This is a genomic window from Catenovulum maritimum (assembly GCF_001050375.1).
In the GTDB taxonomy this organism is placed as follows: Bacteria; Pseudomonadota; Gammaproteobacteria; order Enterobacterales; family Alteromonadaceae; genus Catenovulum; species Catenovulum maritimum.
The window spans coordinates 84,866-97,724 of the sequence record NZ_KQ130492.1; the positions used below are offsets into that span (position 1 = coordinate 84,866).

General features: G+C 38.5%; 11 protein-coding genes. 7 read left to right on the top strand and 4 right to left on the bottom strand.

Annotated features, from left to right (window positions below; all coding sequences use genetic code 11):
- The first annotated feature begins 4 nt into the window (after positions 1–4).
- Genes fliM through flhB form a run of 7 tightly spaced genes read left to right on the top strand, consistent with a single transcriptional unit; the run spans position 5 to position 4,844 of the window.
- Positions 5–1,078 carry a flagellar motor switch protein FliM gene (gene fliM, locus XM47_RS11885; RefSeq protein ID WP_048692751.1) on the top strand — a complete coding sequence of 358 codons (1,074 nt, stop codon included), beginning with the start codon at positions 5–7 and terminating at the stop codon, positions 1,076–1,078.
- Positions 1,079–1,105: 27 nt separating this feature from the next.
- The gene (gene fliN, locus XM47_RS11890; RefSeq protein WP_048692752.1) at positions 1,106–1,510 is read left to right on the top strand and encodes a flagellar motor switch protein FliN; all 405 of its coding nucleotides are present in this window, start codon (positions 1,106–1,108) and stop codon (positions 1,508–1,510) included.
- Between the two features lies 1 nt (position 1,511).
- Positions 1,512–1,889, top strand: a complete 378-nt coding sequence (fliO, locus tag XM47_RS11895; RefSeq protein WP_048692753.1) for a flagellar biosynthetic protein FliO — start codon at positions 1,512–1,514, stop codon at positions 1,887–1,889.
- Positions 1,886–2,626, top strand: a complete 741-nt coding sequence (fliP, locus tag XM47_RS11900; protein WP_048692754.1) for a flagellar type III secretion system pore protein FliP — start codon at positions 1,886–1,888, stop codon at positions 2,624–2,626. Before fliO ends, fliP begins: the two co-directional genes overlap by 4 nt.
- Positions 2,627–2,664: 38 nt before the next feature.
- Complete coding sequence (gene fliQ, locus XM47_RS11905; protein ID WP_048692755.1) at positions 2,665–2,934, top strand: flagellar biosynthesis protein FliQ; 270 nt, start codon at positions 2,665–2,667, stop codon at positions 2,932–2,934.
- Entirely contained in the window at positions 2,934–3,707 is a 774-nt protein-coding gene (fliR, locus tag XM47_RS11910; protein ID WP_048692757.1) for a flagellar biosynthetic protein FliR, read from the top strand. The genes fliQ and fliR overlap by 1 nt, the downstream gene beginning before the upstream one ends.
- A 3-nt stretch (positions 3,708–3,710) precedes the next feature.
- Positions 3,711–4,844 (top strand): flagellar biosynthesis protein FlhB, encoded by a 1,134-nt coding sequence (gene flhB, locus XM47_RS11915; RefSeq protein WP_048692758.1) that lies wholly within the window; start codon positions 3,711–3,713, stop codon positions 4,842–4,844.
- Between the two features lie 148 nt (positions 4,845–4,992).
- Here the strand turns inward: flhB and XM47_RS11920 are convergent, their stop codons facing one another.
- The 4 genes from XM47_RS11920 to aceF all read right to left on the bottom strand — a co-directional run bounded on the left by XM47_RS11920 (position 4,993) and on the right by aceF (position 12,855).
- Entirely contained in the window at positions 4,993–6,600 is a 1,608-nt protein-coding gene (locus XM47_RS11920) for a cation:proton antiporter domain-containing protein (RefSeq protein ID WP_048692760.1), read from the bottom strand.
- Between the two features lie 175 nt (positions 6,601–6,775).
- Complete coding sequence (locus XM47_RS11925) at positions 6,776–8,863, bottom strand: RICIN domain-containing protein (RefSeq protein WP_048692761.1); 2,088 nt, start codon at positions 8,861–8,863, stop codon at positions 6,776–6,778.
- A 577-nt stretch (positions 8,864–9,440) separates the two neighbouring features.
- Positions 9,441–10,874 (bottom strand): dihydrolipoyl dehydrogenase, encoded by a 1,434-nt coding sequence (lpdA, locus tag XM47_RS11930; protein ID WP_048692762.1) that lies wholly within the window; start codon positions 10,872–10,874, stop codon positions 9,441–9,443.
- A gap of 64 nt (positions 10,875–10,938) precedes the next feature.
- Positions 10,939–12,855 (bottom strand): pyruvate dehydrogenase complex dihydrolipoyllysine-residue acetyltransferase, encoded by a 1,917-nt coding sequence (aceF, locus tag XM47_RS11935; RefSeq protein ID WP_048692764.1) that lies wholly within the window; start codon positions 12,853–12,855, stop codon positions 10,939–10,941.
- Positions 12,856–12,859: the final 4 nt, after the last annotated feature.

The following is a 12,859-nucleotide window of genomic DNA, read 5'->3' on the forward strand; positions in this document are numbered from 1 at the left end:
AACTATGACAGACCTATTATCCCAAGACGAAATTGATGCGCTACTACATGGTGTCGACGATGTTGAAGAAGAAGATGTAGAGGAATCGGCTGGTACCCCTGGAAGCTCGGTTGCTAATGCATCTGAATACGACTTTTCGTCTCAAGATCGAATCGTTCGTGGCCGTATGCCCACATTAGAAATTGTAAACGAGCGATTTGCCCGTCATATGCGGATAAGTTTGTTTAATATGATGCGCCGAACAGCTGAAGTCTCAATTAATGGGGTTCAGATGATAAAGTTTGGTGAATATGTCCATACACTGTTCGTACCAACGAGTTTAAACATGGTTAGATTTCGTCCGTTAAAAGGAACGGGCTTAATCACAATGGAAGCTAGGCTAGTGTTTATCCTAGTGGATAATTTTTTTGGTGGTGATGGTCGTTATCATGCCAAAATTGAAGGTCGAGAGTTTACCCCAACAGAAAGACGGATCATTCAGATGCTACTTAAACTAGTATTTGAAGATTATAAAGAAGCTTGGGCACCTGTTATGGATGTATCTTTTGAATACTTAGATTCTGAAGTAAATCCAGCTATGGCTAATATCGTTAGCCCAACCGAAGTAGTTGTCATCAGCTCTTTTCATATTGAATTAGATGGCGGTGGTGGGGATTTTCATATTTGTTTACCTTACTCTATGCTGGAACCGATTCGAGAACTACTTGATGCTGGTGTTCAATCAGACAAGGAAGATACAGATCTTAGATGGAGTAAAGCGCTTAGAGATGAGATCATGGACGTTAAGGTAGACGTCATGGCTAAATTACTGGAATTTGAACTTTCACTTCAAGAGATCATGGATTTAAAGCCAGGGGACGTTATCCCTGTGGAAATGCCAGATCATGTGACAGTCTTCATTGAAGATTTACCGACATACAGAGGTAAAATGGGACAGTCACGTGAGAGCTTGGCAATTAAGATTACTGAAAAAATTAAACGACCAGCTTCGGTTAAATCTGAACTTCAGATGGTAACTCGAGGTGGTAGACGAATTGATGCAGAAGCAGAGCTGCGAGAATTAGAAGATTTTGAATAATTGGCCTAGCCAAGTAGAGAGTATGTTATGAGTGATGATATGGACGATTGGGCAGCAGCAATGGCTGAACAAGCTGAAGCTGAAGAGAATGAAGCAGGCGGTGAAGGCGATGCTCAATTAGCTGAATTAGAAGAGTTAAGTGAAGATGGTCCACCCATTTCAGCTGAAGAAAAACGCAAACTAGACACAATTTTAGATATCCCTGTGACCATCTCTATGGAAGTAGGGCGCAGTCAGATTAGCATTCGCAATCTTTTACAGCTAAACCAAGGTTCAGTGGTTGAATTGGATAGAGTAGCAGGTGAGCCTTTAGATGTTTTAGTTAATGGTACGCTTATCGCTCATGGTGAGGTTGTTGTAGTTAATGACAAATTTGGTATTCGTTTAACCGATGTAATCAGTCAAATTGAACGCATTAAGAAACTTAAATAACGTGAAATTTTTCAGCGCTTTTATTCTAGTTTTAATGGTGTTTCCTGCCTTTGCAGAAGCACCAACGCTGGCTACGTCCATTCCTACTTTATTATTGTCATTAATTGCTATGTTAGCTTTGATTTTTGTCTTAGCAACTTTAGTCAAGAAAACTAATCTAGGCCAGATGAAGTCGGGTGCAATGCGGGTGGTTTCAGTTTTGCCTTTAACGGCTAGAGAGAAAGTGATATTGATTGAAGTTGGAGATAAACAAATGTTACTTGGCGTTTCTGCTCAGTCAGTTAACTTACTTAAAGAGCTTGATGAAAAAGTAACCGTACCCGAAACAGACTTTCGTCAAACTATGTCTCAATTTTTGTCTAAAGGGAACAAAGCATGATAAGGATTTTGCTACTCGCGTTGTTATGTTTTAGTCCAAGTTTATTTGCTGACACTGGGATCCCTGCATTTACGGTTGCAGATAATGCCGATGGCGGTAAAGACTACACTATCACTTTACAAGTCGTTGCTTTAATGACAATGCTGAGCTTCATACCAGCTGTTGTGATTATGATGACATCTTTTACTCGTATCGTTATTGTTTTGGGTATTTTAAGGCAAGCAATTGGTTTACAGCAATCTCCTTCAAATCAGGTCTTAGTTGGCATCTCTTTATTCTTAACTTTTTTTATTATGACGCCTGTCTTAGAAGAGATAAACAGCAAAGCAATTCAGCCGTATATTGAAGAGCAAATGACAGCTAAAGAAGCATTTAATATTGCTCAATTTCCATTACGTGCTTTTATGTTGCAACAAACTCGGGTTAAGGATATTGCAACTTTTGCGGAAATAGCTGGCTATGAAAATTTAGATGGGCCAGATGATGTGCCAATGCGGGTTTTAATTCCTGCTTTTGTCACAAGTGAGCTTAAAACTGCATTCCAAATTGGCTTTATGCTGTTTATTCCTTTTTTAATCCTTGATTTGGTTGTTGCATCTGTACTCATGGCCATGGGTATGATGATGTTATCCCCTATGATGGTCTCCTTACCATTTAAACTCATGCTGTTTGTGTTAGTTGATGGCTGGAATTTAACCATGGGCACATTAGCGACCAGTTTTGGCGTTGGGACCTAGCTATTATACATTCACCTTCAATTATTTGAGGCAAACAGATGCAACCAGAAATATTTGTAGATATTTTACAAGAAGCCATGTTTATGGTTATGCTGCTTGTTAGTTTAGTTATTGTGCCAAGCTTAGTTGTGGGTTTAATCGTGTCAATTTTCCAAGCAGCAACCTCGATTAATGAACAAACCCTAAGTTTCTTACCTAGATTATTAGTGACACTAGCAGCGATTATGTATGGTGGCCACTGGGGAATTGGGCGAATGATGGAGTATACAATAGATATGTTTAATCGCGTTTCCCAAGTTGTTGGCTAATGAGTTTTTCTTTACCTCAAATTATGCAATGGCTAGCCGATATTATGCTGCCATTTGTTCGTATCTCAGCGTTACTTGTTACCATGATAGGTTTTAGTGGTAAAACTGTCTCCACTAAAGTTAAGTCCTTATTAGCTGTACTGATTGCCTTGTTAATTGCGCCGACAATACCTAGTTCAGGCTTTAATGAGTTATTTTCGCTACAAGGTTTTTTATTGGTCATGCAGCAAATTTTGATTGGCGTGACCATAGGTTTTTTATCACAAATATTCTTGAACACATTCGTTATGGTTGGCCAAACGATAGCGATACAAACGGGTTTGGGTTTTGCGACCTTAGTTGACCCAGTAAATGGTATCAACACTGCGGCTATTGGTCAGTTTTATGTAATTTTAGCCACCTTAGTATTTTGGGCAATCGATGGTCATTTAATGATGATTAAAATGATAGCCTTGAGCTTTGAAGCTATGCCGATTAATAGTGGCTGGCTGACGCCAGACCAAATTTATAAAGTGATCGACTGGGGTAAATGGTTGTTTATCGCAACGATAACAATGGCGCTAACTCCGATTACCGCTATGCTCGCAGTCACGTTAACCTTTGGTATTATGACTAAAGCGGCTCCTCAGTTAAATATTTTTTCCATCGGCTTTCCGATAACCCAGTTAACAGGTTTAACTGTTGTTTGGTTTAGTTTATCCATCTTTATGCTGCACTTTGAAACAATATGGGAAAGTGCCTCTAAAACCATGTGTAATATTTTGGGGTGTTAGTAGATGGCAGCAGATAAAGACGAACGCACCGAAGACCCCACCGAAAAAAAGAAATCCCAAGCAAGGGAGAAAGGCCAAGTTGTGCGCTCAAAAGAGCTTGCCACTATGATGGTGCTTTTGGGCGGTGGTTTAGGCTTTTTATTTTTTGGTCATTATCTTGCGACTGCCTTGATGGTTGCTTTTAAACAAGGTTTTAAACTCGAAAAAGAAGATGCATTTGATCCGTCTCGTATGTTTGTGCAAATGCAAAATATTCTTGAATTGGTTGGCTTACCTCTATTTGGTATTGTCGTTATGTTGCTCTGTTTTGCTGTAATTGGAAATTTAGCTGTGGGTGGTTTTAATTTTACAATGAAGGCAACCAAAGCCAAATTTAGTAAGTTAAATCCAATTAGTGGGCTTAAAAGGATATTAGGCGTTCAAGGCTTAATTGAGTTAGTTAAGTCGATTGCTAAAGTATTAGTTGTGGTTGGCGCTGCTTACATGTGTTTTCAAATTTATAAAGATAAAATGATGCGAATCAATATAGAAACTATGCCGAGTGGATTGTTTGATGCGCTAGATATCCTATTGTGGATTTTTATTATTTTGTCTATGTCTTTACTAATTATTGCTTTGATTGATGTGCCTTTTCAGATACACCAACATACTGAACAGCTTAAAATGACAAAGCAAGAAGTGAAAGATGAGCATAAAAATTCCGAAGGTGACCCTATTGTTAAGGGACGAATTCGTAAGCTTATGTTTTTAGCCTCTCGCCGTCGGATGCTCGCTGATGTACCTAAGGCTGATGTTGTTGTGACTAACCCGACACACTATGCAGTTGCCATTCAATATGACCCGTTAAAAGCGGGTGCGCCTATGTTGATAGCTAAAGGTGCTGATGAACTCGCTCTGTATATTCGAGAAATTGCAGAAGCGCACGAGATCCCTATCTTAAATGCACCTCTATTAGCTCGTTCAATTTATTACACGACTGAATTAGAAGAAGAAGTGCCTGAAAAACTCTTCTCGGCAGTTGCACAGGTACTCGCCTATGTTTTTGCATTGAAAGAATATAAGAAAGGTAAAAGCAAAAAACGACCTAAGGACTTTTCTCCAAATAAACTGGAGATACCACCAGATATGCGTTATTAAAACTTCTTACTAGGTGAAATATCCAATTCAGGGTTTTAGTTAACACATTTTACTTAATAAGCTTAAATCAAATCGGGCAGGGCAGATGCTTAAGTAACCCAAGTACTTAAACATCTGCAAAATCAGACTAACTTTTGTTACAGTTAATTTAAGCTTTAGCCTCTTGATCTAGGTTGATATCTTGAAAATCCTTAATCTCGATTAAAGATAGGCTTTCTTTCGCAAAGCCCGTTCCTATCTCTTGATGATAATTAAATACAGAATGCGCACCGTATTCAATTAAAGCTTCGCCTTCATCTTTATATTGAGAAATCGCAGCTATTTGTCCCTGATATTGGCACATTTTTAACTGTTGGATAACATTTTTCATATCGGGTAGATTCGGAAGAGCTAACATAATAAGTTTTACTTGGTCTAAATCTACTTGCTCCCAAAATTCAATATCCTCAGCATCCGCTAAGGCAACTGAACGATTCTCTAATTTATGCTTTTCAATCCTATCAGAGTCAGCATCGACCCCCCATACTCGACTACCTATCTGTTTGGCTAGCGCATCATAACTACCACTTCCGACTCGTCCCATACCAACCACTAAAACCTCAGCGCTAACCGGTAAGTTAGGACAGGTATTGTTGACTGTATCAGCGACTTCATATTTGATAATAGACGGTTTATATTTACCAAAATAGTAATGAGCATGTTTGAATATAAAGCTGCTTAAGATAAAAGAAATCGTTACGGATAAAGCAATTGCCACTAACCAGTCAGGTTCCATCCAGTTTTTATCCACGCAAATTTTTGCAACTATAAGACCAAATTCACTAAAATTCATTAACGCCATTGCACTTAAAAAGCTGGTTCTGGCTCTTAACTTAAGCTTGGTGAGGATGGCAAAAAAGATGACAAACTTGATTGGCATAAACAGGATTAATGCAAATGCTAAAGTTAAGGTTTCGTATGTTGGTAGTGCGGTAAAGCCAATCGATAAAAAGAAGCCAATTAAGAATAAATCCTTAAAGTTCATTAACGATTTATAAAGTTCGTTTGATTTTACATGTGAGCTGAGCAACATACCGAATAATAATGCACCTAAATCACCTTTCAGATTTACTGCGTAAAATAATTCGTAGCCACCTAAAGCAAAGCAAAAACCGATCAGAGGTAATAACTCGCCATGACCTGATTTGTCTAATAATTTACCTATATAAGGTCTAAGTGGTATGAGTAAAAATAGGGATAGTGCCCAAATGCTAGGTATAGTGCCTAGTGCAGCGACTAAAAATAATACGGCCGCGAAATCTTGAATTACGAGAATACCAATAGATATTTTACCGTGACGGGTTTTTAACTCGCCTTTTTCTTCTAGAATTTTGGCGATGCAGACCGTACTTGAAAAGCTTAAAGCAAAGCCAATTAATGAAGCTGTTTGCCATGAAATATCAAACATACTAAACAGCCCGATAAAACTAATCCCTATGCTTACAGCGGCAACAAACGCGGTTATTAACACCATAGGGGCGGTAGAACCGACTAATACAACTCTGTCGGTTAGGTCTTTAATTCTAACTTTTAAACCGATTGTGAAGAGTAATAAAGTTATGCCTAAATCAGCTAAAGTAGCTAAATTCTCTAATGGTGAAATGCCATAAGCGTGCATTGCAAAACCAGCAACTAGATAGCCTATCATAGGTGGTAGACCAAATTGCTTGAGTACAAAACCGAAAAGGAAAGTGATGAGGATCCAGTAAAAGTCCATGTTTTTCTTAAATAAGTAAAATCTGGCTTTATATTAAAACACTTAGCTTTAGCTGTTAACTCTATTCTTAGGTTTATTTTGAAAAATTAGTTTAATTTACTATTAGCAAGCGAAGTGCCTAACTCATAGCTTGTAAAACACTATGAGTTAGGTTCAGTGCACTTTTAATGAACCATTAATTCTCAATTAATTTAAATTGTTGATTGTCAGAGTTGCTGCAACCCCATTGATGGATATTTGCCCCGTTATCTTGGCTATTCGCTGAAACATCAACACACTTATCGCTGAGTTTATTACGAATAATGTAATAACCATTGTTTTGCGCTTCAAACTTAAATAGCTGGTTATCATTTCCTGAATAGCCCCACTGATGTATATTGCCACCATTTTGAGTAGAGAAAGAAGCGACATCTAATGCTTTGCCGCTTAATGTATTAATGAGTTTGTACCACTCTCCACTGATCTGAGTTACTTGCCATTGTTTTTGTGTGCCTTGTTGACCAGACCATTGTTGAATGTTGCCCCCGTTGTCTGTGTTAAAACCTGCAACTTCAATATATTTACCACTATGTTTAGCTTCAATATAATAAGTACCATTTACAACACCAGTATTACCAGTATCGTCTGTTGAACTTATATTTAAATAAGCTGAATTGATTAAATTGTTTCCTTCAAATAGTGAGTTATTTGAACGGTCTGAATTCGTTAAGTAATTACCGTTGATTTTTATATTGTGTAAATCAATATTTTTAACTTCAAAAGCGCCATCGGATTGAACTAAATTGGCTTCTTTAACATTGCCATAAATGGTTAAGTTACTGATACTAACATTGCGTACACCTGCATTGTAGGATTGAGCTGACCAGTTAGGAGATTCATGGCGTCTACTACTTGGTTTTAGGTTTAAAATAGCAATAGGATCGCCCCAAACTTGCATGTTGTCGATAGAAATACCTGTACACTCTTGAGTATCACCTAGTTGTGAAGCGACAATACCGTTGTTATTTCCTTTACCTGTCCATTCAGGATAAATGACCTTAGTATTGGTTAATTGGATTCCACCGGTATTATATTTACCTACCCAACCAGCAGTGACGATTGCGCCATTATAACTTGGCCATATTAGGTTGTTGTCACCAGTCATGCCAAATGCGTAGAAGGCATCATCCACTGGGCGGATGAAGTTGTTTTTAACGATAGAATTATCACCAGGTCGCATTCCGTCATTGTTACCGTGCCAGCCCCAAATTTTAACTCTGTCTATAACAGCATCACTTCCAACAACAATGCCGTGCCACATAAGATCTCCAACAATAATGCCACGAATGTTGACGTTTTTAGCGCCATTCAAAGAGATGGCTTCTGTCATGGCACCAGAATGAACAAAATCTGGATCATCTGGACGCCAGAAAGGACCTGAATTAGGTGAGTTAGGATTATTTCTATGTTCTCCCATATAAAGTAAACCACGGCCATAAATTTCGACATTAGGCGCAACATTAAATCCAGTTTGGTTATTTGAATTAACGCCGGCGATTGAACCTGCAACGACAGCGCCAGGGGCTAACCATACTTTAGCGCCAGATGTAATTCTGATTCCATCATTACCGAAACGGCTAACCACGTTATGATAGCCATCTCTGAAAACTATGATATCTGCATTTCTTAGTTGAGTCTGACTCGTACTGGATGAGTAAACTACTTTGTTTGAACCACTTGGCTCGTTTAGGTCGTTGTTGATAGGATCAGCAAACAACATCATCATATTTTTAACGACAGTATGGCCATTATTCGATTTTTGGTTGTCACTTAGTTTAAAGTTGATAGCAACATATTTAGGGTTATTGAGTTTAAATTCTATGGTGTTGTCATTAATTTTCTTAATGGAGCCGTCGGAGTTAATAACCTCAATATTAGATAAATTTGTCGCTAGGCTACCTGACATATTTTTTTTAATCACTCGGACAGTAATCGCCCCGGCACTAGGATCAAACGAAAAAGCGGAAAAATTAAAGCTTCTCTGCTTGAAAAGGTTATTTTGAGATGAGGCGATTAATTCATCTTGTGATTCTGTCATAAGTGTTTTAACAGTCATAAAACTACCTGTCGCTTGTTTTACCTTTACTGTGTAGTAACTTGATGTTTTCAAATAACCTTGATCGCTAGGCCAGTTGGGGATGATAACCTGAGCGTTTAATTGTGTTATCGCAAGAGATAGCACAACAAGACACAAGATGTAAGCATGTTTGAAATAGTTAACCATAAATTCCTCATTAGTTAGCTTGAATATAGCTTTATGTTATTAGGTGACTTCAGTGTTAACTGTATGTTTATTTTATGTAACGCGTGATGACTAGTTGTTCCTAAATGACTGACTTAATGTGTAACGATATTTTCTTTATATTAATCATTAAATTAAGCTATGAATGACACCCTTCTTGGTGAATTGCTAATGGCGTTTTTAATAGCTGAGATATTTAAGGTTATTGTAGGTTTAACCCACTACGCTTCATTTCGAGTAAAAACTTGCCAATAATTGGTTTAGAAATTTTTAGTCATGGATATTTCAATGAGTAAATAGGTACTTAAAGAAGTAATGTTAGATAGTGTATTTCGTCGTGAGTGTTACAGCCTGCTTGCTGCAGGTATCAGCCTCTTTATAAGGAAATATGTAGAGTTATGGTCATCAAGTTTCCTTAAAATTTTATAATAGAATTATTAACTGATGGCGGGAAAATACTAGATTTGGTTAATTATTGCGTGGGTTTTAGAAGTCTTAGCTAAAAACAAAAACGCCAGCATAAAGCTGGCGTTTTAACATTCAAACAAGCTGAATTAAATTACTTCTTCTTTTTCGCTTTTGCGTTAGGTAAGTCAGTAATTGAACCTTCAAAAATTTCAGCCGCTAAGCCAACTGATTCATGAAGAGTAGGGTGAGCATGGATAGTTAATGCGATATCTTCAGCATCTGCGCCCATTTCAATTGCTAAACAAACTTCACCTAATAATTCACCTGCATTGCTACCAACCATAGCGCCGCCTAATAATCTTTGATTATCTTTATCAAAGATCATTTTAGTGAAACCATCAGTTGCATTAGATGCGATTGCACGACCAGAAGCCGCCCAAGGGAATACAGCTACTTCGTAGTTTAAGCCTTGCTCTTTTGCTTCTTTTTCAGTTAAGCCAGCCCATGCAACTTCTGGGTCAGTGTAAGCAATAGATGGAATAACTTTTGGTTCGAAGTAATGTTTCTTACCAGCAATAACTTCTGCTGCTACGTGTGCTTCATGTACCGCTTTGTGTGCAAGCATAGGTTGACCAACTAAGTCACCAATTGCAAAAATATGAGGTACGTTAGTACGTAATTGCTTGTCTACATTGATGAAGCCACGATCTGTTACTTCAACGCCTGCTTTTTCTGCGTCAATTAAACCACCGTTTGGTGTACGGCCTACAGCAACTAATACTGCGTCATATTTAACTGGCTCTGCTGGTGCATTTTTGCCTTCAAAACTAACGTAAATACCGTCTTCTTTTGCTTCAACAGCAGTTACTTTAGTTTCTAACATTATGTTGTTGAACTTTTTACTAATTGATTTAGTAAAAGTTTTGATAATGTCTTTGTCAGCAGCTGGGATAAGCTGATCCATAAACTCAACTACGTCGATTTTAGCTTCTAATGCGCTGTATACTGAGCCCATTTCTAAACCGATAATACCACCACCTAGGATAAGCATGTTACCAGGAACAAATGGCATTTCTAATGCATCTGTTGAATCCCAAACACGTGGATCATCATGTGGAATGAATGGTAATTTAACTGGGCGAGAACCAGCAGCAATAATTGCGTTGTCAAAGTTTACACTTGTAACTGAACCATCTTCAGCTTCAACTGCAATCGTGTTAGGGCCTGTAAATTTACCGTAACCGTTAACAACCTTAACTTTACGCATTTTGGCCATGCCGCCTAAGCCACCAGTTAATTGACTGATTACTTTATTTTTGTGTGCACGTAATTTATCAACATCAACTTCAGGTTTACCAAAAGTAACACCTTCATGTTCCATGTTTTGTGCATCTACTAAATGTTTAGCTACGTGTAATAATGCTTTAGAAGGGATACAACCTACGTTTAAGCAAACACCACCTAAAGTGCTGTATTTTTCGATTAAAACAACATCTAAACCTAAATCTGCAGCACGGAAAGCTGCTGAATATCCACCAGGGCCTGAACCTAAAACGACTACCTGAGTTTTAATTTCGTTACTCATTTTTATTCCTTAGCTATCAAATGCGGACTTTATTAGCCCGCATTGTTCGTTAGGGCTTAGTTAATTAAAGAACTAAGCGACGAATGTCAGATAAATTTGCTGCTAAATCAACTGAGAATTTAGCGCCTAATGCACCATCGATTACTCTATGGTCATACGATAAGCTTAGTGGGCACATAAGTTTAGGCACAAACTCGCTACCATTCCATTTAGGTTTCATTTCAGCTTTAGAAACGCCTAAAATTGCAACTTCTGGCCAGTTAACTATAGGTGTAAATGCTGTACCACCAATTCCGCCTAAGCTAGAAATCGTGAAACAACCACCCTGCATATCTGCAGATTTTAATTTTCCGTCACGCGCTTTTTTGCTGACTTCGATTAACTCGCGAGATAATTCTTCAATACCTTTCTTATCAACATCTTTAATCACAGGTACAACTAAACCATTAGGTGTATCTACTGCGATACCTATATTGATGAATTTCTTCAATATTAGGTTTTCACCGTCTGATGATAACGAAGAGTTGAAAGTAGGGAACTTAGCTAAAGATTTAGCTGCTGCTTTCATAACAAACACAAGTGGCGTGATTTTTAAGCCGCTTTGAATTTTTGCATGGTAAGCATTTTGTTCTTTACGGAAAGATTCAACGTTTGTGATATCTGCTTCATCAAATTGAGTAACATGTGGAATCGTAACCCAGTTTCTGTGTAAGTTTTTACCTGAGATTTTTTGAATACGAGATAATGGTTGCTCTTCAATTTCACCAAACTTGCTGAAATCAATTTTTGGCGCTGCAAGTACTTCAAAACCGCCAGTATTTGCATTAGAAGATCCTGCCGCTGCTTTTGGTTTAGCAAGTTCAGCTTTAACCCAGTTTTGAACATCTTCTTTTAAGATTCTACCTTTACGACCCGTTGCAGGGACTAAAGTTAAATCTACACCAAATTCACGTGCTACACGACGAACTGAAGGTGAAGCATGTACATTTTTGCTTGGCTTAGCTGGCTCAACTGCTGCTGCAGGTTCAGCTTTAGCTGGAGTTGCTGCCGGAGCAGGCGCCGCCGCTTGAGCTGGAGCACTTGCTACAGGTGCTGGAGCCGGTGCAGAACCTTGAGTCTCAACAATAACAATCAAGCTACCTTCTGAAACCTTGTCACCAACCGCAACTTTAATTTCTTTAACTGTACCAGCTACAGGCGCAGGTACGTCCATAGTTGCTTTATCAGTTTCTAAAGTAATTAAGCCGTCTTCTTTCGCAATTTCATCGCCAACAGCAACTAAAACTTCGATAACATCTACATCAGCATCGCCGCCGATATCAGGCACAAAAATTTCTTTAAGTTCTGATGCTGTCGCTGCTGCCACAGGTGCAGCTTGTTCAGCTACAGGAGCTGCCGCAGGTGCTGGGCTGTCAGTTGCTTGGCTTTGTGTTTCAAGAATTAAAACTAAAGTACCTTCAGATGCTTTATCACCAACTGCTACTTTTAATTCTTTAACTGTTCCAGCTGCAGGACAAGGTACGTCCATAGTTGCTTTATCAGTTTCTAAAGTAATTAAGCCGTCTTCAGCTTCAACTGTATCGCCAACTGCAACTAATACTTCGATAATTTCAACATCTGTATCACCACCAATATCTGGTACTGTTACTTCAATTGTTGAAGTGCTAGTTGCTGCACTTGCCGCTACAGGAGCAGGCGCTTGCGATACAGGCTCAGCTGCTGGCTCCGAAGCAGGTGCTTCAGAGCTTGCATCTTCAACTGTCACAATTAAAGTACCTTCAGATACTTTATCGCCGACTGCAATTTTAATTTCTTTTACTGTGCCAGCAAATGGTGCTGGAATATCCATTGAAGCTTTATCGCTTTCAACTGTGATAAGAGAATCTTCAGCTTCTACTGAATCGCCAACCGCGACACAAAGCTCAATTACTTCTACTTCATCACCGCCCACATCAGGGACTAATACGTCTTTAATTGCCATCTAT

Bases quoted from the DNA above. Each gene is read 5' to 3' on its own strand.
- fliM (WP_048692751.1), top strand. From the start codon at position 5: ATGACAGACCTATTATCCCAAGACGAAATTGATGCGCTACTACATGGT.
- fliN (WP_048692752.1), top strand. From the start codon at position 1,106: ATGAGTGATGATATGGACGATTGGGCAGCAGCAATGGCTGAACAAGCT.
- fliP (WP_048692754.1), top strand. From the start codon at position 1,886: ATGATAAGGATTTTGCTACTCGCGTTGTTATGTTTTAGTCCAAGTTTA.
- fliQ (WP_048692755.1), top strand. From the start codon at position 2,665: ATGCAACCAGAAATATTTGTAGATATTTTACAAGAAGCCATGTTTATG.
- fliR (WP_048692757.1), top strand. From the start codon at position 2,934: ATGAGTTTTTCTTTACCTCAAATTATGCAATGGCTAGCCGATATTATG.
- flhB (WP_048692758.1), top strand. From the start codon at position 3,711: ATGGCAGCAGATAAAGACGAACGCACCGAAGACCCCACCGAAAAAAAG.
- XM47_RS11920 (WP_048692760.1), bottom strand. From the start codon at position 6,600: ATGGACTTTTACTGGATCCTCATCACTTTCCTTTTCGGTTTTGTACTC.
- XM47_RS11925 (WP_048692761.1), bottom strand. From the start codon at position 8,863: ATGGTTAACTATTTCAAACATGCTTACATCTTGTGTCTTGTTGTGCTA.
- lpdA (WP_048692762.1), bottom strand. From the start codon at position 10,874: ATGAGTAACGAAATTAAAACTCAGGTAGTCGTTTTAGGTTCAGGCCCT.
- aceF (WP_048692764.1), bottom strand. From the start codon at position 12,855: ATGGCAATTAAAGACGTATTAGTCCCTGATGTGGGCGGTGATGAAGTA.